Genomic DNA, 21252 nt, shown 5'->3' with positions numbered 1-21252 from the left:
TCAGCGGCCGGTCACGGTCAGCGCCGCGTCCACGATGGACACCGTGTCGATGCCGTGCAGCCGGTACGCGTCGGCCAGGCTCGACGACTGACCGAACTCGGTCACGCCGAGGCACCTGATCCGGTCGCCGCGGACCGCGCCGAGGAACGCCAGCGTGTGCGGATGCCCGTCGTGCACGGTCACCAGCGGCGCTCGGCGGCCGTCCGGGAACAGCTCGGACACGATGTCCCCGCCCACCCCGGACTCCCGCGCGCCGCGCTGCTGGAACGAGCGGAACACCAGATCCGGGCTGGTCAGGCAGACGACCCCGGCGTTGACGCCCTCGGCTGCCAGAGCCTCGGCGGCGGCGATCACCTCGGGCATGATCGCGCCCACCCCGACCAGCGTCACGTCCTCGGCCGACAGCGGATGCTCGGCGGGCAGCCGGTAACCACCGGCCACCGCCTGCCGACGACGCCGCTCCCGTAGGGCCGGATCGTCCGGCACGGCCGCGAGCTGCGGATCGATCGGCCGGGTGGACAGCCGGAAGTACGCCGACGTGCCGTCCGGTACGCCGACCCGGCTCATCGCGTGCAGGAAACACCACTCCAGGTCCTGCGGGAACGCCGGCTCCCAGGCCACACAGCCGGGCTGCTCCAGCCCGATCGACGGTGTGGTGATCGACTGGTGGGCACCGCCCTCCGGCGCCAGGGTCACCCCGGACGGTGTGCCGACCAGGATCGACTGGCCGCCCGCGTAGATCCCGTACGACCACGGCTCCAGCGCCCGCGACACGAACGGGTCGTACAGCGTCGCGATCGGAATGAGTCGCTCACCCCACCGCGACCAGGTCGCGCCCAGCTCGCCGAGCAGCGACACCAGGTTCACCTCGGCGATGCCCAGCTCGATGTGCTGGCCGGTGCGGTTCTCCTGCCAGCGCAGCACCCGCTCGGCGTCGTCGGCGAACCAGTCGTGCCGGTCCTGGACCGCCCACACCCCGGTCTTGTTGATCCAGCCACCCAGGTTGGTCGACGAGGCGACGTCGGGGGAGCAGGTGACCACCCGGGCGGCCGCCGACGGCGCGTCCCGCGGCAGGTCGGCCAGCAGTCGGCCGAGCGCGGCCTGGGTGCTGATCGGCTTGCGGTAGGCGTGTCCCAGCTGGGCCGGAACGGACACCGGCGCCGGGGCGGCGACCGGCTCCCGGCGCAGCACCCGGCCCCGCTCGGCACACCAGCGCCCGGCCCGGCTGTCCGGATCGAACCGTTGCCACGGCGTCGCCCGGTCCACCCCGGACGACTCGGCCAGCACGTCCATCTGCGCGCCGGTAAGCAGCGCCGAGTGGTTGTTGGGGTGGCCCTCGGTCGGCAGCCCACGGCCCTTGACGGTGTAGGCGAACACCACGGTCGGCCGGTCCGCGTCCGCGTCGACCGCCCGGAACGTGTCCACCAGCAGCCCGATGTCGTGGCCGCCCAGGTCCCGGACGGCCGCCGCCAGCTCGGCCGGGTCCAACTCGTCCAGCAGCGCCTTCAGCTCCGGCGCGCCGGGCAACGCGTCTCCGGCGGCGAGGATCCGCTCGGCGGTCTGCGCCGGACCGGCCCGCAGCATCCGCTGGTACTCCTCGTTCGGCATCGCCTCCAGCCGGGCCCGCAGTACCTGGCCGCCGGGCCGCTCGAACAGCTCCGAGATGATCCGGCCCCACTTGAGGACGACCACCTGCCAGCCGGCCGCCGCGAACATGCCCTGCAGCTTGGCGATCTGGATGTCCGGCACCACCCGGTCCAGCGACTGCCGGTTCAGGTCGACCACCCAGAGCAGCTCGCCCATCCGGGCCACGGCCGGGTCCATCACCGCTTCCCAGATGGCGCCCTCGTCGAGTTCGGCGTCACCGAGCAGGCTGACGAACCGGCCGCCGGTGGGCGTACCGGCGAATTGTGAACTCAGGTAGCGGTGCGCCATCGCCGCCCAGAGGGCGGCGGTCGCGCCGATCCCGACCGACCCGGTGGAGAAGTCGACGGTGTCCGGATCCTTCAACCGTGAGGGGTACGACTGCAGGCCGCCCTTCTCCCGCAGCCTCGGCAGATACGCCTCGTCGAGGTCGCCGAGCAGGTAGTTGACCGCGTGCAGCACCGGCGAGGCGTGCGGCTTGACCGACACCCGGTCCTGGGCGGTCAGCTCGGCGAACCACAGCGCCACCATGATGTCGACCATCGACGCACTGGAGGCCTGGTGACCGCCCACCTTGACGCCGGAGTCGTTGGGCCGGCCGGCGTTGGCGGCGTCGACGATCGACGCCGACAGCCACAGCACCCGGCGGGCGATCTCGCGCAGGACGTCGACGTCGGGGGCGGGATGGGTCATCGGGAACTCCGGGACATGAGGGCTCGGTCGAGGTCGGTGATCAGGTCGTCGGCGTGCTCCAGGCCGACGGAGAGCCGGACCAGGTCGGCGGACGGCCGGGCGTGCGCCGCCACCGGCCGGTGGGTGAGGGCGGCCGGATGCTGGATCAGCGAGTCCACCCCGCCGAGCGAGACGGCGTGGGTGAACAGCCGGGTGCCGGTGGTCAGCCGGCAGGCTGCCTCGAACCCGCCGCGCAGCGCGACCGACACCATCGCCCCGGGGCCGCGCGACTGTCGGCACAGCAGCCCGCGCGGGTCGCCGTCCAGCCCCGGATAGTGCACACGGGCCACCGCCGGATGCCCGGTCAGCCACCTCGCGATGCGACCGGCGCTGTCCTGCTGGGCGCGCATCCGGACCGGCAGCGTGGCCAGACCCCGATGCAGCAGGTAGGCGCCCCACGGGTGCAGGAGCCCGCCGGTCACCGCCCGGACCTGCCGCAGTCCGGCGGCGGTCTCCTCGCCACAGGCGATCACCCCGGCGACCACATCGCCGTGGCCACCGAGGTATTTGGTCGCGCTGTGCAGGGCCATGGTGGCCCCGAGAGTAACCGGATTCTGCAGCACCGGGGTGGCGAAGGTGTTGTCCACCAGCAGGGGGACGTTCCCGGCCTGTTCGGCGACGGCCGCGATGTCGACCAGGTCCAGGGTCGGGTTGGCCGGCGTCTCCAGGACGACCAGGCCGGTGTCCGGGCGGATCCGGTCGCCGACCTCGGCCTCGGCGCAGAACGTCACCTCGGTCCCGAGCAGACCGGAGGCCAGGAGATGGTCGGTGCCGCCGTACAGCGGGCGGACCGCGACCACGTGCCGCCGGCCGGTCATCGCGGTGTGCGCCAGGATCGCCGCGGTCATCGCCGCCATGCCCGATCCGAACGCCACCGCCGTCTCGGTGTGCTCGAGCTGGGCCAGCGCCGACTCGAACCGGGCCACCGTCGGGTTCCACAGCCGGGCGTACACGGCGCCGCCGTCGGCGAGTGGATGGCCGCCGGTCGCCATCGCCTCGTACGACTCCCCGCCCCGCTCCGGATCGGGCAGCGGATAGGTCGACGACAGGTCCAGGGGTGGCGCGTGCACGCCGAGCGCGGTGAGGTCCGCACGGCCGGCGTGCACCGCCACCGAGTCGCTGTGCAGAGGGCTCGTCATGGTCGTAGGGTTCCGGAAATCGCAACCCGAACATAGAGTCGCCGTCGAATCGGTAACCACTCGGCCATAATTCGACTTTTTCTGCAGTGCGGCGGCGATTTGGAGCGATCACTTTGCGGAACCCGCAACGGCCGGTCACCCTCGACCACGTCGATCACCGGTTGCTCCGGGCGCTCGCCGAGGACGCCGGGGTCACCAACAAGGCGCTGGCCGGGCGCCTGGGTCTGGCCGAGTCCACCTGTGCCTACCGGATCCGGGCGCTGCGTGAGGCCGGGGTGGTCACCGGTGCCCGCGCCCAGCTCGACCTGGCGCTGCTCGGTTACCCCTTACAGGCGATGATCAAGGTACGGCTGGGCAGCCACACCATGGCCAACGTCAGCCAGTTGTACGACGCGCTGGCCGCGACCCCGGGTGTGCTGCAGGCCTTCCACGTGGCCGGGGCCGACGACTTCTACCTGCACGTCGCGGTGGAGAACGCGGAGGCGCTGCGGGACTTCGTGCTGCGTCACGTCACCAGCCACCGGGTGGTCCGGCAGACCGAGACGCACCTGGTGTTCGAGGTGCGCCCCGGCGCCGGAGTCCTGCGAGCCTGACCTGCTGTCGTGATCGCCGCTCGTTCGGCCGCCGCCCGGGTTTCGGGTGCCGTGCGGGTTTCGGGTGCCGTGCGGGTTTCGGGTGCCGTGCGGGTTTCGGGTGCCGTGCGGGTTTCGGGTGCCGTGCGGGTTTCGGGTGCCGTGCGGGTTTCGGGTGCCGTGCGGGTTTCGGGTGCCGTGCGGGTTTCGGGTGCCGTGCGGGTTTCGGGTGCCGTGCGGGTTTCGGGTGCCGTGCGGGTTTCGGGCGCCGGTCAGCAGCCCAGCCGTCGGGTGCTCAGGGCGAGGTCGTCGATCCACAGGTCGAACGTGCCGGGGGTGGTGCCGGCCTGGTAGAGCTGCCAGCCGACCTTGACGGTGTCGACCGCGGGCAGCACGAACGGCACATCGGCCCCGCCGTGCTCGGTGGTGGACGCGGTCAGCTCCGGGTTGGCGACTTCGTCGATCCACACCGCGACCTGGTTGCCGGCCCGGTCGAGTCGCCACTCGAAGCACTGCCAGCGGTCCTCGGTCACCGGAGCCGACTCGCGCCAGTTCGTCCAGTCGCCGGTCGGCCCGCCGTCCGCGCCGACACCCCAGAAGACGCCCGGGACCGTCGGTGCGTACTGCCCTCCGATCGGCCGGACGACCTCGCTGCTGCCCGTCCCGGTCGCCTCGACCAGGGTGAAGTGCGCCCAGTCGGGTGCGGTCGGGAAGGCGTCGACGCGCAGCCGCATCCGGCCGTAGAGCCGGTCCCCGGGCACGGTCAGATCGTCGATGCGCAGGAACGCGCGCCCGTTGTCGACGGTGTTCACGTGCAGCACCCGGCCGTGGCGGGCCCGCTCGACGGTGAGGGTGCCGTTGCGGGTGTCGACGCCCCAGTCGGTGGTGGCCGGCCCGCCCAGCGGCTGCCGATCGAAGGTCTCGCAGAAGAGCAGGTCACGGCCGCAGGACGCGGGCTTGGCCGCGTCGGCCGGGACGCTGCCGGCGGTGGCGCCGAGCAGTGCGGCCGCCACGACCGCGGTGAACAGGTTACGCACCGTTGCCTCCAATCATTGGGAGCGCTCCCAGGCATCGTAAGGCATCGATTGATGATGGGGCGGTTGCGGTCTGGGAGGTGGGCGCGCCTCCGGGCTGTCGCCTCCGGTCATGCGGTGAGCGGCAGCCAGTAGGCGGCGAAGGTGTCCGGCTGGAAGCCCTCCGAGCGGTAGAGGGCCTGTGCCGTCTCGTTCTCCGGCGCGGTCTGCAGCTGGACCGCCACCGCACCCGCCGCCCGGGCCTCGTCGGCGCACGCCCGGACCAGTGCGCGACCCGCGCCGGTGCGCCGGGCGGTGGCCGAGACGAACAGGTCGTTCAGTGTCCAGACCGGGGCCATCGAGAGCGACGAGAAGGTCGGGTAGACGTTCACGAAGCCGGCCGGTGTGCCGTCCTCGGTGCGGGCCAGGAAGACCACGGACTCGCCGCGTTCGTGCCGCTCGCGGAGGAACGCCAGCACCCGCTCGGTCGATGCCGGTCGGTGGTAGAAGTCCAGGTACCCGGCGAACAGCGCGGCCACCTCGGGCAGGTCCTCGGCGGTGGCGCGGCTGACCTTGATCATGTCGGTTTCCTCTCCTCGGGCCGGTGCGGCCGGGCTCATCCTGCATCAGGTCGGGAAGGGCGCCGCGCATCGGGACCCCTGTGATAGTCACCTCTTGTGATAGTAAGAATCGGTGACTAAATTGGTGGCATGACGACAGTCGAACTGACCCGCTTCCGTGTCGAACCGTCCCGCGTCGACGAGTTGCTCCAGGCTCGTCCGGCGATGCTCGCCGACTTCCGGGCCGACCGCGCCGGATTCCTGGACGCCCGGCTCGTCCGGCTGCCCGGGGATCAATGGCTGGACATCGTGACCTGGCGCACTCCGGAGGACTTCGCGACCTCCCGGGCGAAAGGTGCGAACCTGCCCGGAATCAGCGCTTTCTTCGCCGCGATCGCCGAGCTCGTCAGTGCCGAGGAGGGTGCAGAGGAGTCCATTCCGGGCAGCTGAGGCACGTATCCGGGATACCGCGGGAGATGTAGATCTGTCAGGATGATGGCCCTCGAAGTTTTGATCGACTCGGCAGGCAACGTTTCGGGCCGCAGCCCCGTCATCTATCGGTAACGGCCATGGATGGCGCCGACCGGGACCCCTCGATTGTGAGAGCCATGATTCAGCGACGTAAGGTCATCATCGGCACACTCGGCGTGGCCGCGGTCGCCACCGCCGCCGGGTGTACCGCCTCCGGCAGCAAGGGCGCCGACGGCTCCACCGCCTGGGTCGAGCCGGTGGCGGAGACCGAGCAGGCCGCGGTGCCGGCCCGGGTGGCGATGACCCCGGTGAGCGGCACCAAGGACGTGTCGCCGGCCAACCCGATCGTGGTCACGGCCGAGGAGGGCACTCTCAAGTCGGTCACCGTCACCTCTGGAAAGACGAGGGTCAGCGGTGCCATCCAGGCCGACGGGACCTGGAAGTCGGATGACGACCTCGACTACGGCAAGAGCTACAAGGTGGTCGCGACGGCCGCCGACAGCAAGGGCGTGGACAGCGAGCACACCTCCACGTTCAGCACGGTGAAGCCGGCGAACACCGCGAAGGTCACCTTCCAGGCCAACTCGATGACCGCCCTCAAGAACGGCAAGACGTATGGCGTGGGCCAGCCGGTGATCATCGCGTTCAGCCGGTCGGTCAACAAGGCCGCCGCCGAGAAGGCCATCGAGATCGAGACCTCGCCCGCCGTGGAGGGCAAGTTCTACTGGCGTGACGACAAGACCGTGCACTGGCGGCCGAAGAAGTACTGGGCCGCCGGCACGCAGATCAAGGTCTCGGTGAAGGCCTTCGGCGTCAAGCTCGGCAAGACCGTCTACGGCGCGAAGAACTCGTCGGCCAGCTTCAAGATCGGCCGGGCGTTGATCGCGATCAGCGACAACCGGACGCACATGACGAAGGTCTACATCGACGGCAAGCTGGTCCGCTCGATGAAGAGCAGCCTCGGCAAGGGCGGTTACACCACCGGGGCGAACGGCCAGAAGATCAACTACTGGACCGCGGGCGGCCCGCACGTCGTGCTCACCAAGGAGCGCGTGCACGCCATGAGCTCGGCGAGCTACGGCGTCACCGACCCCAACGACCCGAACTTCTACGCGCCGAAGGACATCGAGTACTGCGCGCGGATCAGCTACTCCGGCGAGTTCCTGCACGCCGCCCCGTGGAACGGCTCGCTCGGCCGGGCCAACCTGTCGCACGGCTGCATCAACCTGAGCACCGCCGACGCCAAGTGGGTGTATGAGAACTTCATGCTCGGCGACATCGTCGACGTTCGGAACAGTCCGCGCGACCTCGAGGTCTGGAACGGCATCGGCGACTGGACGGTTCCCTTCGACAAGTACGGTGACTGACCTGCCGGTGGCTCGTCTGGCGGTGCGCTGACCGGTGGACGTCCTCTTCGACGCCGTGGACCGGGCGCTGGAGGACGCCCGCCGCGGTGCTCCTCTGTGTACCGCCGGCCGGGCTGCTCGCCGTCGTCGTGACGCGCGGCATCACCCGGCCGCGGTGGCCCGGTCCGACTGTTGGTGGCGACGCTCGTGGTGCTCGCCTCGTCGCAGCTCGTGGTGGGCGACGACCACGCGGGGGACAACGCGGTCGGCCGGACGTCGCCGCCGCGGCGTGGCGCTGGTCACGTGCGGCGGTCAAAGCGTTCTGGCGGCGTCCGGGAAAGCCGCCGCGACCGGCGACGCGGCCGTTCTAACCTATTTGCCGTGATCGATTTTAAATATGGTGAAACACGGCCATCGTTTGCTGCTGATCTATCAGGATATTGCCTGCGCTGACCCTTTCCATGGACAGAAGGAGTTCAGCGTGATCCGCAAGAGAGTGCCGACCGCCATCGCCATGACCCTCGCCGCCGGAGCCGGCGTGGTCGGCCTGACCGCGTCGCCCGCGGCCGCCCAGGCCGTGCCGTGCGTGCAGAAGATCGCAGTGGTCAACAACGGCGGCTTCGTGATCGATTTCCAGATCACCACGCGTGACGGCCAGCTCTCCGCACCGACCGACGACTACCCGATCAACCAGTGGCGGATCGTGGACCTGGCATCCACACCGTTCGCCGCGGGCGTCGACGTGCGGCCCCTGGTCCACGCCCAGGCCGGTGACGACGTTCCGGGCAACGTCTTCGTCTCGTACTGCGCGAACGGGCAGACCGCCACCTACACCGCTAGCGGTACCACGCTCGACTACTCGGTGACCCTGCTGACCTGATCTAGCTGAGGCGGGAGCGGAACTCGGCGAGCGTCAGCACCGCCGCGTTCCGCTCCTCCACCGGGAAGATCGCGATGTCGGCGTCGTCCTCCTCCAGCTGGGGCAGCCACTCCTTCAGGAAGACCTTGACCGGGATCCGGATGGCGTGCTCGCCGTCGACGTCACCCTCGTTCTCCAGGCGGGCGACCGTCGCATACGGCCAGATCGGCAGCAGGTTGCGGCGGCGGCCGTCCTCGGTGAAGAGGATGTCGCCCTCGTCGCCCCAGACCCACAGGGCGCCCCGATCGGCGATGGCCTCGAACGTGGCGGCCATCCGGGCCGTGGCGTCCAGCCCGAGCAGTCGCTCCGCGTCACGCCGTGAGATGTCATCCGATGCCATGGCGATGATGTTATCGACCGCCGGACGGCCCGCGTCGGGCCGCCCGGCGGAACCGGGATCAGGCCCGTGTGCAGGCGGTTCCGTTCAGGGTGAAGGCCGACGGACTGGTGAAGGTCCCGCTGTAGGTGCCCTGGAACCCGAACGACGAGCTGCCGTTCGCCGGGATGCCTCCGTTGTGCGTGGCATTACGCGCCGTGATCGCACCCGATGTGCCGCTCAGTGCCGCGTTCCACGAGCCGGTGATCGACTGGCCGGACGGGAGCGTGAAGTCCAGCGCCCAGCCGTTGATCGCGCTGCCGCCGGTGTTGGCCACCGTGACGTTGGCGGTGTAGCCGTTGTTCCAGACGTTGGTGGCGTAGGTGACCCGGCAGGACGCGCTTCCCGACGGCGGTGACGAGGGCGGTGTCGACGGGGTGCTTCCGCCTCCGTTGACCGTGGCCGAGAAGTCGGTCACGGCGAGTCCGGCGCCGCCGATCCACGGCTCGAAACCGGCCTGCACGCTGGTCAGGTACCAGGAGTTGGTCACCGACGTACGCGTCTTGGTGTCGTTGATGAAGTCCAGGACGCTGAAGCTCCAGCTGTTGATCGCCGAGGGCGCGAGGTAGGACACCACGGCGTTGGAGCCGTTGCTGCCCTGCCACACCTGCCAGGTCTTCCCGCCGATGGTGGCGTTGCCGACCGGGGAGCCGATCGGCTGGATCGAGCCCTGCCGGTTGAACCAGATCATGATCTCCTGCGCGTTGACGCCGTCGGTCTTCGGCGACGGGTCGAGCCAGATGTCGTAGGCCGCGTCGTAGGTGGCGCCGGAGACGTACTGGAAGCTGACGTTGCTGGTGGCGCTGCTGATCGAGCCGACCTGGATCGGCAGGTTGGTGCCGGGGGAGCACTTGGTGTAGTGGCATCCGAAGTAGACGGCCGGGTACGAGACGGGCGCGCCGCTGGTGTTGCCGGTGCCCTGCTGGCTGGTGATCGAGAAGCCGGTGCCGGTCACGTTGATGCACTGCTGGGCCGAGGTGCCCCAGCGGTTGTTCATCACGACGTAGCGGCCGCCGATCGTGGTCGTGCCGTACTGCTCGCAGATCTGGGTGTCGGCCGCGGCCGGCCCGGCGAGCGTGAGCACGGTGATGCCGGAAACGGCCAGCAGGCCTAACGCGAGTAGGGAACGTAGGGGACGGATCACGGGGGAGCTCCTTCTGGGGGATGGTTTGGGAGCGCTCCCAGAAGCGTACGTCCATCCCTGTTTCGTGCCAACGGGCATCTATCTCACAGGAAATTCATAGGTGTCCGATTTGGATGGTTCGGCCGCGGCCGGAGCACCGCCGGCCGCCCGACCGGAAGGAACTCATGACTGAACCGACGAACCGTCGCCGCCGCTCCCGCCTGCTGACCGTGGGCGCTGTGACGGGCGCGCTCGCGCTCACCGCGGCCGGGGTGGGAGTGGCCCGGGCCGCGACCACCACGCCGGCGCTCTCCTTCGTGGCCGCCACCTCGGCGGTCACCGCGGAGCGCTACGAGTACGACGGCGACGTGTGGCTCTCGTTCGACCTCGGGCTGCACGTGATCGCCGGCAAGGACCCGTTCGAGATCTGGGCCAAGCGCTCCGGCTACGACAAGCCGATCACGGCCGAGCAGGTGGTGGTCCAGAACGGAAAGAAGAAGAAGGTCGCCCTGCCGGCGGGCATGGTGGCCGACTTCAACGGTCTCAAGGACTTCACGAAGTTCACCATCGTCGACGAGGCCGGTAAGACGGTCAAGGAGTACACGACGGCGTTCTGCGGCAACACCTGGGGCTCGGCGCGCACCCGGCCGGACGCCCCGGCGACCAGCCCGTACCCGACCAGCTGCGGCGGCTACAACCCGTTCACGCTGGGCGCGGTCTGGGGTGTGCAGGCCGGCTGGAACTCGGCGGTGCCGGACCGGCCGTTCAGCGACGGCCGCGGTGACGACGGCTTCGACCTGCCGGTCGGTAAGTACACCGCCACGGCCACGGTGAACCCGACGTACCAGAAGATGTTCGGCATCCCGGAGAAGTCGGCGACAGTCAGCGTCGCCGTCACCGTCGTCGACATGTCCGACGAGGGCAAGGGCGGCCTGGCCCGGGCCAAGAAGGCGGACGTCGCCGCCGACCCGGCGCTGGCCGCGCCGGCCGACGAGCACTCCCTGCACGCCGGTCAGGGTGACGCGACCCGCCAGGTCTCGTCCTACCTGCCCGAGTTCCGGGCGCCGGCCAAGCGCCCGGTCACGCTGAAGGCCGCGCCCACCAGCGGACCGAAGCCGGACCTCAAGTCGCTGCCGGCCTGGGGGATCGACCTGTCCGAAGAGGACGGCAAGTGGTACGTCAACTTCGGTGCCACCGTCTGGAACGCCGGCACGTCGCCGCTGCTCGTCGACGGCTTCCGGCGCGCCGGCACCGAGCTGATGGACGCCTACCAGTACTTCTTCGACGCCAAGGGCAACCAGGTCGGCTCGAAGGAGGCGGGCACCATGGAGTGGGACCCGCGGGAGGGCCACAAGCACTGGCACTTCACCGACTTCGCCCAGTACAACCTGCTGTCCTCGGACCAGAAGCTGGCCGTGCGCAGTGGCAAGGAGGCGTTCTGCCTGGCCAACACGGACGCGGTCGACTACACCATCACCGGCGCCAAGTGGCGTCCGGAGAACACCTCGCTGGAGACCTCGTGCGGCGCCGACACCGTCGTCGCGGTGCGTGAGGTCCTGGACATCGGCAACGGCGACACCTACAGCCAGAGCCGCCCCGGCCAGTCGTTCGAGATCACCGATCTGCCGAACGGCACCTACTACATCCAGGTGCTGGCCAACCCGGAGAAGAAGCTCGCCGAGCTGAGCACCACGAACAACTCGGCGCTGCGCGAGATCATCCTCGGCGGCACCCCGGAGGCGCGGACGCTCACCGTGCCGCCGGTACACGGCATCGAGGGCTGACGTATGCGGTGGCCGCCGTCTCGCGGCGGCGGCCACCACCACGCGAGATCAGCGAACGAAGTCCTCGTAGGCCTTCAGCACCAGGCCGTGGAAGTGGTGCACACCGTGCTCGGACAAGCCCGAGCCCTCCGGGTCGTACACGATCCGCCCCTGATCAAAAGCGGGCGTCGCCATGCCCCGCTGAACGCTCTCCACGATCGCGATGTCCTGCTGCTGAAGAACGTCGTCGATGTAGCGGACCGCCTCCACCTCGGCGTCCTCGAGCTCCGCCGTCTCGAAGAAGAAGTCCCACGTCTCCAGCGTCCGGTCCGGCCCGTCCGGGATCACCTGGAACACCATGAAGTTGCCGCGTCCGGGATAACGCAGCAGGCAGGTGTTCGGCCAGAGCCACCACACCGCGTGCTGGGTGACCGAGGCGCCCGACACGTCGTAGGCCGGATTGTCCGCCTTGCCCGCCTCGGCGAAGTGGCTGGACCAGATGCCGTGCGTCTTGACCTCGTAGGTGTCCATGTCGACGAGCGCCACGAACTCCCGGTGCGCGATGTGGCAGTGGTAGCACTCCAGGAAGTTGTCGATGACGTTCTTCCAGTTCGACTTGACGTCGTAGGTGAGCCGCTTGGCGAAGGTCAGCCCGGCCACGTCCGGCGCCCACCGCTCGATCTCGGCGAGCAGGTCCGGCGCCTGCTGCGCCAGCGGGGCCGCCGATCCGTCCAGGTTGACGTAGACGAACCCGCCGAACTCCTCGACCGCGATGCGGTCGAGACAGATCTCAGCGCGATCAAAACCGGGCATGCGGTCGGTCTGGCGGGCCCGGCGCAGCGATCCGTCCAGGTCATAGACCCAGGCATGGTACGGGCAGACGATGGTCCCGGTGGTGCCCGAGCCGGACAGCAGCTCGTGCGCCCGGTGCTTGCACACGTTGTAGAAGGCCCGCAGCCCGCCCGACCTGTCCCGGACCACCGCGACCGGTGACCCGGCCACCGTCGTGGCCACATAACTGCCGGGTGCCCGCAGTTTCTCCACATGACAGACCCACTGCCAGGTCCGGGCGAAGATGGCCCGCTGATCCACGTCGACCCAGCGCGGATCGGTGTACGCCGCCGCCCGCAGCGACATCGACCGGGCCGGATCCGGGTCGTACCCCGAACCGATGTCCTTGACGTCCTGCCTATTGACCGTCATCAGATTCCTTCCATGGTGCTCCGGCCTTCCGGCCGGGGAGGAAACGGAAAGCCCTGCGCAGCAGTACAGGGAAGTCGATTCGCAGGCAAGGCGGATCGACGTCCGGGCCCGCCGCCCGCGCAGTCGTACGGGTGTCCTATCCTTTGTGGATGGTCAAGGGTGTGGAGCGGTTACCGGTACCGTTTCTACCCCACCCCGACTCAGGCCGATCTGCTGACCCGGACGTTCGGGTGTGTGCGGCTGGTCTACAACCTGGGGTTGCAGGCCCGTCGTGACGCCTGGCGGCAGCGGCAGGAGACGCTCGGCTACGGTGCGACGTCGGCGTTGCTGACCGGCTGGAAGAAGACGCCTGAGTTCGAGTTCTTGAATGAGGTGTCCTGTGTGCCGTTACAGCAGACGCGCTGAGGCATCTCGACGACGCCTACCAGAGGTTCTTCGCCGGTCAGGCGCGGTTTCCGCGGTTCAAATCGAAGAAGCGGTCGCGGCGGGCGGCGGAGTTCACCAGCAGTGCGTTCACCTACCGGAATGGTGAGTTGAGGCTGGCGGAGCTGATGGACACACGTCTGGATGTGGTGTGGTCGCGGCCGTTGCCCGACGGTGTGGTGCCGTCGACGGTGACGGTGTCGCAGGACCGGGCCGGCCGCTGGTTCGTGTCGTTGCGCGTCGAGGTGCCTGCCGCCACCGCTCCGGCCACCACGAAGATGGTGGGGATCGACGCCGGCATCAACCGGTTGCTGACCCTGTCTGATGGGCAACCGGTCGACAACCCCCGGCACGAACGCCGGGAGCGTGCCGCCCTGGCCCGCGCGCAACGGAACCTGGCGCGCAAGGCGCAGGATTCCCGCAACAGGGAGAAGGCGCGGCTGCGGGTGGCGCGGGTGCATGCCCGGGTCGCTGACCGGCGCCGGGACATGTGGCATCAGGTGACGACTCGGCTCGTGCGCGAAAATCAAGTGCTCGTGGTCGAGGACCTCGCCGTCCGCAACATGCTCAAGAACCACACACTGGCGCGGGCGATCAGTGACGCGTCCTGGCGGATGTTCCGCACCCTGCTGGAGTGCAAGGCAAAGCAGTACGAGCGGACGCTGATCGCGGTGCCACGCTGGTTTCCGTCGACCCGGTTTTATGTTCGGTGTGCGGGGTCCGGGCGGAGAAGATGTCCTTGTCGGTGCGGGAGTGGACCTGCACCGGCTGCGATACCAAGCATGATCGGGACGTGAATGCGGCCCGTAACATTCTGGCCGCCGGGCTGGTGGTGACGGCCTGTGGAGCTGACAGAGGACCTCAACGGGGGGCCGTTTCCCGGGCGGGCAGTCGGCGATGAAACAGGAAACACTCTGGGGTGACCCAGTGGAATCCCCGTCCCTTCAGGGCGGGGAGATGTCAAGACTCGCTATTGTGGCGGCTCCGGGAGCAGCCGCTCCAGCGCCGCGCCGGTCGCGTCGGCGAGCGCGGACAGCCGGGCGATCTGCTCGCCGGTCGGCCGGCGGGTGGTCGACCAGTAGACGCCGACCGCGCCGAGCGGATCGGCGGCGCGGACCGGGATCATCGCCAGCGAGCGGACGAAGGTGGGCCGGTAGGCGGCCATCGGGATCCGGTCGTCGAGGCGGATGTCCGGGATGATCGCGGTCGACCGGGACAGCATCGCCCAGCCGCTGATGCACTCGGTGATCGGGAACCGCTGGCCCTTCCACAGCGGGCTGATCGCGTCCTCGTCGGCGTAGAAGCACTTGTCGCCCTCGCGCAGCACCACGGTGGCGCCGTGCGCGTCGGCCAGCGCCCGGGCGTTCCCGCGCACCAGACGCTGGACGATGGTCAGGGTGCGGGCCCGGCCGAGGGCGACGACCACGTCGCGCAGCATGTCGTCCGTGGAGTGCACAGATACCACAGTAGGGGCGGGTGGGGCCGGACGGCGCCACTCCGGAGAGTGATGACCGACCGTTATGTCGGCTTCGTGCCCGGATGCGCCGCGGCTGTACCGACGATCGAGCCCGATTCGGCCCGTCAGGTGGACGGCGGCGGCCGAACGGAGACGTTGAAACGATCTTAAGTCGGGCTTCCGGGGCAGTTGTTCCCCGGAGCAAGTTTCCTGTGCCAGGGTTGGCCCTTCCCGCCGATCAGCACTGGTGAAACCCGGTGCGAGAAATGTGGAGGATCCGTGGCGAACATCGAGACCGCGCTGAAAGAGGCCATGACCCTCGAAGGCGCCGTCGGCGTCGCGCTCGTTGATTACACCAGCGGGCTCACCCTCGGTTATCTGGGCGGTGACGGGGTCATGGACATGACCGTCGCCGCCGCCGCGAACACCGACGTGGTCCGGGCCAAGATGCGGGCCCTGGAACTGCTCGGCCTGCAGGACGGGATCGAGGACATCCTGATCACCCTCGACTCGCAGTACCACCTGATCCGGCTGCTGCGCTCCCGGCACGGCGGCGACGCGCTCTTCCTCTACCTGGCCCTGCACAAGAACCGGGCCAACCTGGGCCTGGCCCGGCATCAACTGCGCAAGATCGAGTCGGAACTCGACGTATGACTGGCCCTCATGGCGGTCTGCCGAGCCGGCTCGCCCCGCGGCACTCCGCCCAGCAGCAGTCCGCGAGGTCCGTCCAGCTCGACCCGGTGACCGACCCGCGGCGGCCACTGCGGCTCGAACTGGCCGGGCTGCGACATCAGGTCGTCGGGGTGACCGGCTGCATCATCGCCGGCGTCGACGGCCTGCTCATCCTGCACGACAGCCGGACGGCGGGTGAACCGCACGACGTCGCCGCGATGGCCGCCGCCGCCCACGGCATCAGCCGCACCTGCGGCGGTGCCCTGGGTCAGGGGCAGTTCCAGGAGGTGACGATCCGCAACCGGGAGGGCTGCCTCGCGGTCTACGGGATCGGCGACCTGGCCCTGCTGGCCGTGGTCGGCGACGGCATGGTCAACATCGCCCGACTGCACCTGGAGGCCCGGCCGGTACTGGGTCGCCTGGCGCAGATGCTCGACCTGACCAAGTCGTAGTTCAGTTGTAGGAGATGATCTTGTTGATCAATCCGCCGCCGGGGAAGTCCATCATCAACACCCCGGTGCGGGTGAACGAGCCGGAGTTCAACCGCCCCAGCAGGTACGGATTGACGCCCTGCTGGAACAGCGCGCCGCCGGCCACCCAGTAGGGCGGGGCGAGGGCGCCGGAACCACTGGTGAAGTTGACGTAGATCTTCGTCGGGTCGCCGGAGTTCGTGGTGGTCAGGAAGTTGTTCACGGCGGTGCGCTTGTCGGCGATCTGGGCGAACGTCGGCACGTTGTACTGATCCTGCACGTAGGTGGACGACCCGTCGGCCCACCCGGAGAACTGGGCGAGCCCGTAGTCGGCGAACCGGCCGCCGCGCGGGCCGTTCAGCACCGCCAGTACCACCTTGCCGCGGACCGCGCCCAGGGTGGGCACCGCGGCGGCCGACGAGCGGGCCACCGACGGGGCCCAGAACAGGCCGGGGCGGGCGGCGACGTACGAGTCGAAGATGTCCGGGAAGCTCTTCTGTCCGGTCGCGTCGCTGCACGAACCGGTCTCGCCGGTGCAGTCGTGCTTGAAGCGCAGCAGGACCGTCTCGGCCGGGTGCGCGGTGAGGAACGCGGACAGCTTGTCGAGCACGTCGTCGAAGTTGGCGACCTGGTAGACCGCGCCGTGGTGGATGGTGAACGTGTTGCCGTCGTTGATCCGCGCCCGCACATCGATCGCCCGGATGCCGGCGTTGAGTTGCGCGGTCAGCGTGCCGGCGCTGTCGCCGTAGTTCTCCTGCGTCTGCGTGTAGTCGCCGCCGTGGATCGAGATCGTTTCGTGAGTGCCCGGGATCGACAGCGCGGCCAGGCTCCGGCCGTCCGGGATCCGGGCCATCCAGTCCGGGTTGTTCGCGCTGCTCAGCGTCCGGTACGAAGTGTCGGCCGCATACGCGGGCTGGGGCACGAGGAGCAGCGCGGCGCTGACGAACGCTGCGGCGAGAAGGCGCTTCATGCGACGAGAAGATATCGACTGCGCTTTATAAGCGCTAGTCGCAGCCTTGATCCGGGGAGTCGGTCAGGAACGCGACGAGACGGGTGGCCGCGCCGGTGTGCTTCGTGTACGCCTCCGGAAAGGCCGAGATCTGCACCGCCTGGGCCGCCTCGGTGAGCCGCATCTGCTGCCAGCCCTTCACGTCGAGCAGCTTGTCGTAGAACTTCTGGGTCTGGTATGCCGGGTCGGAGAGCTGCTTCGGCGTGCCCCACCCCTGGCTGGGGCGCTGCTGGAAGAGACCGATCGAGTCGCGGTCACCGCCGCGCAGGTTGCGCAGCCGGGACTCCTGCAGCGCGGTCGCCACCGCGATCACCAGGCCCTGCTCGGGCACCCGTCGCTCGGTGCCGATGGTGACGATGACCCGCGCGTTGGCGAGCTGTTCGTCGGTCCACCGGTCGGCCGCCGACGGGGCCGGCGCGGGTGTGCACCCGGCGTCGGCGCGTACCAGCGGGCTGATCAGAAATGCCACGAGAACGGCGACGGCGGTCACGAACAACGCGCGCACAGGGGCCTGCACCTTACTGCGGGGGAGTGGGGGACCGGCGAAGGATACCGATCAATGTCCGCCGGGTGAAAGCTCACGGGATCGGCCGTTCGGCCGAAGAAGTCTGTGTGGAGTGCACGGAGACGGACGTGCCGCGATGGAGGCTGACCCGCACCCTCGCCGCGTCGATCGGTGTGGACGCGGTCGCCTGGGTGTGGTTCGGGATCGGCCTGGTCACGCCGACACCGCCCGCGGTGGGTTGGGCCATGTTGATGTTCGCGGTGCCGATCGCGGTGTACGCGGGCTGGCGCGCCGGGGCCGCGGGCCGCACGTTCTGGCGGTACGCGTCGGCCGGCATGGTCGGTCTGGGCCTGGCCTCGATCTCCGCGGCCCGGGACTTCTTCAGCGGCGAGCAGGTGGGCCAGCACATCGGCGGGGTCACCGCCGGGCTCTATGTCACGGGCCTGATGGCGTTCCTGCTCGGCCTGCTGCGCATCCCCGGGGCGAAACGCACTCGCATCGAGTGGATCCGTTTCGGCCTGGACGTCGCCACCATGGTCGTCACCGTGACGACCTTCAGCTGGTACCTGATCCTGCCGCGCTGGGAGCGCTGGACCCAGGGCACCGCGGCCGGCGCCGCCTCGATCGTCGTCATCACCACCGCGGCGATCATCGGCATGCTGGCCTTCGTCAAGGTGTCCTTCACCGGCACCGGCCCGATCGATCGTCGGGCGCTGTACATCCTCGCCATGACCGGCGCGGTCGGGGCCGGCGGCGGCGCGCTGGCGCCGCTGCTGGCCGACCGGCCCTACCTGAACACCGGCCACGTGCTGCTGCCCACCACGTCGCTGCTGGTCTGTGTGGCCGCCGACCGGCAACGGCGGGCCTCCCGGGCGGGCATTCCGGCGCCCCGGCCGCTGTCCCGCCGGCCCAGTGTCATGCCGTACACCGCGGTGCTGGCCACCGGCGCGCTGCTGCTGTCCGCGGCGGCCTCCGGCGCCGGGCACCTGCTGGTGGTCGCGACCGGATCGGTCGTCGTCACGCTGCTCGTCGCGATTCGGCAGGTGATCGCGCTGCGGGACAACGCGCGGCTGCTCGACGACCTGGACGCCCGCCAGCGCGAGCTCGCCCACCAGGCCGGCCACGACAGCCTCACCGGCCTGGCCAACCGGGCCGTGCTGGTTCGCGAGATCACCGCCGCCCTGGACGACGGCCCGGCCGACGTGACGGTCGCCCTGCTCGACCTGGACGACTTCAAGGAGATCAACGACGACCTCGGGCACCCGGTCGGCGACGCGCTGCTCGCCGCGGTCGGCGCCCGGGTCACCGCCCAGCTGCCGGCCGGGTGTCTGGTGGCCCGGCTCGGCGGCGACGAGTACGCGCTCCTGCTGCGCACCGACCACGCCACCACGATCGCCGCGATCGCCGCCGACCTGCGCCGACCGGTCCGTGCCGGCGGGCACGAGCTGGTCGTCGAGGCGAGCATCGGGCTGGCCCCGGCCCAGTACGGCGACACCGCCGACGAGCTGCTGCGCCGGGCCGACGTGGCGATGTACGAGGCGAAGAGCCTGGGCAAGGGCCGGCACGTGATCTACCACGAACGGATGGACCACCGGACCGCCGAGCAGTCCCGGGTGGCCGCCGACCTGCGCGGCGCCCTCGACACCGACCAGCTGCACCTGCTCTACCAGCCGATCGTGGAGATGCCCGGCGGCGAGCTGTTCGGGGTGGAGGCGCTGATCCGCTGGACCCACCCGCAACGCGGCCCGATCGGGCCCGGCCTGTTCATCCCGGCCGCCGAACGCACCGGCCTGATCGTGCCGCTCGGCGCCTGGATCCTCGAGGAGGCCTGCCGGCAGGCGGTCCGCTGGCGGCAGGAGATGGGTGACGCCGCGCCACGGACGGTCACCGTGAACGTGTCGGCCCGCCAGCTGCGCGAGGCCGGGTTCGCCGGTGAGGTCGACGCGGTGCTGCAGCGGACCGGGCTACCGGCGTCCGTGCTGACCGTCGAGGTGACCGAGACCGCGGTGTTCGACGGCGGCACCGCGCTCGACGAGCTCAAGGCGATCGCCGCGCTCGGGGTGAAGATCGCCCTCGACGACTTCGGCACCGGCCACTCGTCGCTCGGTCTGCTGCGCACCTGCCCGGCCGACATCCTCAAGGTCGACAAGTCGTTCGTCGACGACGTCACCGAGAACGGCGAACCGGCCGTCATCGTGGCCGCGCTGCTGACCATCAGCGAAGGCATGCGGCTGCGCGCGGTGGCCGAGGGCGTGGAGACCGCGGCGCAGGCGGCCGAGCTGCACCGGCTCGGCTACCGCTACGCGCAGGGCTACCACTATGCCCGACCGATGCCCGCCGAGGCGATCAACGCGTACCGCCCGGCCGGCGACGGCCACCGGGTCGCCGCCTAGACTCCGGCCTCATCCCGGCTGTGCGCTTTCACCTCGTACATCCGGGTGTCGGCGGCGGCCATCAGGTCGTCGGCCTTGGTGGCCGGGCCGCCGACGGCGACGCCGATGCTCGCCCCGATGCGCACCCGGCGGCCCGGCAGGTCGAAGGGCAGGCGCATGTCGGCCATCAGCCGTCGTGCCCGGGCCTGCACGTCGGCGGCGCTGGTGACGCCGGTCAGCACCGCGGCGAACTCGTCGCCGCCGAGCCGGCCCAGCAGGTCCTCCGACCGCAACCCGGCGCGTAACCGTTCGGCCGCGGCCACCAGCAGCGCGTCACCGGCGGCATGCCCGTAGCCGTCGTTGACCGCCTTGAAACCGTCCAGGTCGATGAAGAACAGCGCCACCGAGCCCTCGCCGGTCGCACCGGCCAGCGCCTCCTCGAGCACCCGCAGCACCTCGGTCCGGTTCGGCAGCCCGGTCAGCGGGTCGTGGGCGGCGGCGTGCGCGAGCCGGTCCTGCTGGGCGCGCCGGTCGCTGATGTCGCGCTGGTTGGAGACGATGCCGCCGACGGCCGGATGGTCGATCGCGTTGCGCAGGGTCACCTCGTGCCAGTGCCAGGTGCCGTCCCGGTGCGCGACCCGCAGCTCCAGACGGGCCTGGCAGTCCGCGCCACCATCGGTCACCGTGGTCAGCGCCGTGTTGATCGCCAACTGGTCGTCCGGATGGAACAGGTCCAGGTAGCCGGTGTTCAGCAGTTCGCCGGGGTCCCAGCCGCCGACGTGCCGGACGGCCGCGCTGACGTGGGTGATCCGGCCCAGCCCGTCGATCACCGCGACCACGTCCGAGGAGTCCTGGACCAGCGCCCGGAACCGTTCCTCGGCCCGTTGCAGGGTGAGGGCGGCCTCCTCGGCGCGGGCCGCGGCGAGTCCCAGGTTGCCCAGCCCGAACCCGGCCAGCAGCAGGTTGATCGTGGCGGCCAGGTGTGAGTGGGCGGGCGGCACCACCGAGGGGGCGCCGAGCTGCACGGCGATCTCCATCGCGACGGTCACCACCGCGGTGACCCCGGTGGCCGGGCGCCAGGTCCGCGACCCGGACCAGCCGATGTGCAGGACACCGATCAGGACGACGGCGGCGGGCAGGAGGAAACCCCAGCCCGCCACCAGCAGCACCACCCCGATCAACACGGTGGCGTGGACCAGCCGCAGCACCACCCGGTTGTGCAGGTGCCCGCCGCCGAGCAGCCGCTGGTAACGCTCGCTGCCGCTGGCCGCGAACAACACGACGAGAGCGGCCAGCAGTGCCGGTGAGCCGAGGACCGCACCGTGCCGCCGGCCCCACTCGGCGAGTCCCAGGATCGCGAGGAACAGCACGGGTGCGCCGATCGCGGGCGGCACGGCGTCGGTCGCCGGGCGCGCGCCGAGGAACGGGCGGCCGGTAGGCACCTGCGTCACGTCGCTCCTCCGCCCTGGGACCGGTCCTCGGTC

22 protein-coding genes are annotated in these 21252 nt (G+C 70.1%); 11 read left to right on the top strand and 11 right to left on the bottom strand.

What is annotated here, in order from left to right; all coding sequences use genetic code 11:
* A complete protein-coding gene (locus Q0Z83_RS27330) occupies positions 1-2337 on the bottom strand; it encodes a transketolase-like TK C-terminal-containing protein (protein ID WP_317796865.1) in 2337 nt (778 codons plus the stop codon).
* Positions 2334-3515, bottom strand: a complete 1182-nt coding sequence (locus Q0Z83_RS27325) for a trans-sulfuration enzyme family protein (protein ID WP_317796864.1) — start codon at positions 3513-3515, stop codon at positions 2334-2336. The genes Q0Z83_RS27330 and Q0Z83_RS27325 overlap by 4 nt, the downstream gene beginning before the upstream one ends.
* Positions 3516-3628: 113 nt before the next feature.
* Here Q0Z83_RS27325 and Q0Z83_RS27320 point away from each other — a divergent pair, with 113 nt between their 5' ends.
* Positions 3629-4108, top strand: a complete 480-nt coding sequence (locus tag Q0Z83_RS27320) for an Lrp/AsnC family transcriptional regulator (RefSeq protein WP_317796863.1) — start codon at positions 3629-3631, stop codon at positions 4106-4108.
* Between the two features lie 251 nt (positions 4109-4359).
* Here the strand turns inward: Q0Z83_RS27320 and Q0Z83_RS27315 are convergent, their stop codons facing one another.
* Both Q0Z83_RS27315 and Q0Z83_RS27310 read right to left on the bottom strand, forming a co-directional pair.
* The gene (locus tag Q0Z83_RS27315; RefSeq protein ID WP_317796862.1) at positions 4360-5124 is read right to left on the bottom strand and encodes a hypothetical protein; all 765 of its coding nucleotides are present in this window, start codon (positions 5122-5124) and stop codon (positions 4360-4362) included.
* A 107-nt stretch (positions 5125-5231) separates the two neighbouring features.
* On the bottom strand, positions 5232-5681 hold the full coding sequence (locus Q0Z83_RS27310) for a GNAT family N-acetyltransferase (protein ID WP_317796861.1): 450 nt from the start codon (positions 5679-5681) through the stop codon (positions 5232-5234).
* A 129-nt stretch (positions 5682-5810) separates the two neighbouring features.
* Here Q0Z83_RS27310 and Q0Z83_RS27305 point away from each other — a divergent pair, with 129 nt between their 5' ends.
* The 3 genes from Q0Z83_RS27305 to Q0Z83_RS27295 all read left to right on the top strand — a co-directional run bounded on the left by Q0Z83_RS27305 (position 5811) and on the right by Q0Z83_RS27295 (position 8357).
* Entirely contained in the window at positions 5811-6110 is a 300-nt protein-coding gene (locus Q0Z83_RS27305; RefSeq protein ID WP_317796860.1) for a hypothetical protein, read from the top strand.
* A gap of 158 nt (positions 6111-6268) precedes the next feature.
* On the top strand, positions 6269-7498 hold the full coding sequence (locus tag Q0Z83_RS27300) for a L,D-transpeptidase (RefSeq protein ID WP_317796859.1): 1230 nt from the start codon (positions 6269-6271) through the stop codon (positions 7496-7498).
* Between the two features lie 460 nt (positions 7499-7958).
* Positions 7959-8357 (top strand): hypothetical protein, encoded by a 399-nt coding sequence (locus tag Q0Z83_RS27295; protein ID WP_317796858.1) that lies wholly within the window; start codon positions 7959-7961, stop codon positions 8355-8357.
* Position 8358: 1 nt separating this feature from the next.
* On the opposite strand, the gene Q0Z83_RS27290 is transcribed toward Q0Z83_RS27295, so the two are convergent.
* Together Q0Z83_RS27290 and Q0Z83_RS27285 are read right to left on the bottom strand one after the other, a co-directional pair.
* A complete protein-coding gene (locus tag Q0Z83_RS27290) occupies positions 8359-8736 on the bottom strand; it encodes a DUF2750 domain-containing protein (protein WP_317796857.1) in 378 nt (125 codons plus the stop codon).
* A gap of 58 nt (positions 8737-8794) precedes the next feature.
* Entirely contained in the window at positions 8795-9916 is a 1122-nt protein-coding gene (locus tag Q0Z83_RS27285) for a GH12 family glycosyl hydrolase domain-containing protein (protein ID WP_317796856.1), read from the bottom strand.
* A 164-nt stretch (positions 9917-10080) separates the two neighbouring features.
* On the opposite strand from Q0Z83_RS27285, the gene Q0Z83_RS27280 reads away from it, so the two are divergent.
* Positions 10081-11679 carry a lysyl oxidase family protein gene (locus tag Q0Z83_RS27280; RefSeq protein WP_317796855.1) on the top strand — a complete coding sequence of 533 codons (1599 nt, stop codon included), beginning with the start codon at positions 10081-10083 and terminating at the stop codon, positions 11677-11679.
* A 48-nt stretch (positions 11680-11727) separates the two neighbouring features.
* Here Q0Z83_RS27280 and Q0Z83_RS27275 read toward each other — a convergent pair whose 3' ends face one another.
* Positions 11728-12861: an aromatic ring-hydroxylating oxygenase subunit alpha gene (locus tag Q0Z83_RS27275; RefSeq protein WP_317796854.1), complete on the bottom strand. Its 1134-nt coding sequence runs from the start codon at positions 12859-12861 to the stop codon at positions 11728-11730.
* Between the two features lie 159 nt (positions 12862-13020).
* Between Q0Z83_RS27275 and Q0Z83_RS27270 the strand changes: the two genes are divergently transcribed.
* Genes Q0Z83_RS27270 through Q0Z83_RS55930 form a run of 3 tightly spaced genes read left to right on the top strand, consistent with a single transcriptional unit; the run spans position 13021 to position 14185 of the window.
* Positions 13021-13266 (top strand): transposase, encoded by a 246-nt coding sequence (locus Q0Z83_RS27270; protein WP_317796853.1) that lies wholly within the window; start codon positions 13021-13023, stop codon positions 13264-13266.
* Positions 13239-14081: an RNA-guided endonuclease InsQ/TnpB family protein gene (locus Q0Z83_RS27265; protein ID WP_317797140.1), complete on the top strand. Its 843-nt coding sequence runs from the start codon at positions 13239-13241 to the stop codon at positions 14079-14081. Before Q0Z83_RS27270 ends, Q0Z83_RS27265 begins: the two co-directional genes overlap by 28 nt.
* Positions 13994-14185 carry a zinc ribbon domain-containing protein gene (locus Q0Z83_RS55930; protein ID WP_449701867.1) on the top strand — a complete coding sequence of 64 codons (192 nt, stop codon included), beginning with the start codon at positions 13994-13996 and terminating at the stop codon, positions 14183-14185. The genes Q0Z83_RS27265 and Q0Z83_RS55930 overlap by 88 nt, the downstream gene beginning before the upstream one ends.
* Before the next feature lie 69 nt (positions 14186-14254).
* On the opposite strand, the gene Q0Z83_RS27260 is transcribed toward Q0Z83_RS55930, so the two are convergent.
* Entirely contained in the window at positions 14255-14740 is a 486-nt protein-coding gene (locus Q0Z83_RS27260; RefSeq protein WP_317796852.1) for a GAF domain-containing protein, read from the bottom strand.
* Between the two features lie 279 nt (positions 14741-15019).
* On the opposite strand from Q0Z83_RS27260, the gene Q0Z83_RS27255 reads away from it, so the two are divergent.
* Together Q0Z83_RS27255 and Q0Z83_RS27250 are read left to right on the top strand one after the other, a co-directional pair.
* Complete coding sequence (locus tag Q0Z83_RS27255) at positions 15020-15394, top strand: hypothetical protein (protein ID WP_317796851.1); 375 nt, start codon at positions 15020-15022, stop codon at positions 15392-15394.
* Positions 15391-15864 (top strand): roadblock/LC7 domain-containing protein, encoded by a 474-nt coding sequence (locus Q0Z83_RS27250; protein ID WP_317796850.1) that lies wholly within the window; start codon positions 15391-15393, stop codon positions 15862-15864. Before Q0Z83_RS27255 ends, Q0Z83_RS27250 begins: the two co-directional genes overlap by 4 nt.
* 1 nt (position 15865) lies before the next feature.
* On the opposite strand, the gene Q0Z83_RS27245 is transcribed toward Q0Z83_RS27250, so the two are convergent.
* A complete protein-coding gene (locus Q0Z83_RS27245; RefSeq protein WP_317796849.1) occupies positions 15866-16852 on the bottom strand; it encodes a phosphatidylinositol-specific phospholipase C in 987 nt (328 codons plus the stop codon).
* A 34-nt stretch (positions 16853-16886) separates the two neighbouring features.
* Positions 16887-17396, bottom strand: a complete 510-nt coding sequence (locus Q0Z83_RS27240) for a peptidase M23 (RefSeq protein WP_317796848.1) — start codon at positions 17394-17396, stop codon at positions 16887-16889.
* 128 nt (positions 17397-17524) lie between these two features.
* Between Q0Z83_RS27240 and Q0Z83_RS27235 the strand changes: the two genes are divergently transcribed.
* Positions 17525-19789, top strand: a complete 2265-nt coding sequence (locus Q0Z83_RS27235; RefSeq protein WP_317796847.1) for a putative bifunctional diguanylate cyclase/phosphodiesterase — start codon at positions 17525-17527, stop codon at positions 19787-19789.
* On the opposite strand, the gene Q0Z83_RS27230 is transcribed toward Q0Z83_RS27235, so the two are convergent.
* Entirely contained in the window at positions 19786-21219 is a 1434-nt protein-coding gene (locus Q0Z83_RS27230) for a GGDEF domain-containing protein (RefSeq protein ID WP_317796846.1), read from the bottom strand. The two genes, Q0Z83_RS27235 and Q0Z83_RS27230, sit on opposite strands and share 4 nt — an antisense overlap.
* Between the last annotated feature and the right edge of the window lie 33 nt (positions 21220-21252).

Source organism: Actinoplanes sichuanensis, from assembly GCF_033097365.1.
In the GTDB taxonomy this organism is placed as follows: Bacteria; Actinomycetota; Actinomycetes; order Mycobacteriales; family Micromonosporaceae; genus Actinoplanes; species Actinoplanes sichuanensis.
This window is presented reverse-complemented; position numbering and strand designations above follow the sequence as displayed.

Bases quoted from the DNA above. Each gene is read 5' to 3' on its own strand.
- Q0Z83_RS27330 (WP_317796865.1), bottom strand. From the start codon at position 2,337: ATGACCCATCCCGCCCCCGACGTCGACGTCCTGCGCGAGATCGCCCGC.
- Q0Z83_RS27325 (WP_317796864.1), bottom strand. From the start codon at position 3,515: ATGACGAGCCCTCTGCACAGCGACTCGGTGGCGGTGCACGCCGGCCGT.
- Q0Z83_RS27310 (WP_317796861.1), bottom strand. From the start codon at position 5,681: ATGATCAAGGTCAGCCGCGCCACCGCCGAGGACCTGCCCGAGGTGGCC.
- Q0Z83_RS27305 (WP_317796860.1), top strand. From the start codon at position 5,811: ATGACGACAGTCGAACTGACCCGCTTCCGTGTCGAACCGTCCCGCGTC.
- Q0Z83_RS27300 (WP_317796859.1), top strand. From the start codon at position 6,269: ATGATTCAGCGACGTAAGGTCATCATCGGCACACTCGGCGTGGCCGCG.
- Q0Z83_RS27290 (WP_317796857.1), bottom strand. From the start codon at position 8,736: ATGGCATCGGATGACATCTCACGGCGTGACGCGGAGCGACTGCTCGGG.
- Q0Z83_RS27280 (WP_317796855.1), top strand. From the start codon at position 10,081: ATGACTGAACCGACGAACCGTCGCCGCCGCTCCCGCCTGCTGACCGTG.
- Q0Z83_RS27275 (WP_317796854.1), bottom strand. From the start codon at position 12,861: ATGACGGTCAATAGGCAGGACGTCAAGGACATCGGTTCGGGGTACGAC.
- Q0Z83_RS27250 (WP_317796850.1), top strand. From the start codon at position 15,391: ATGACTGGCCCTCATGGCGGTCTGCCGAGCCGGCTCGCCCCGCGGCAC.
- Q0Z83_RS27245 (WP_317796849.1), bottom strand. From the start codon at position 16,852: ATGAAGCGCCTTCTCGCCGCAGCGTTCGTCAGCGCCGCGCTGCTCCTC.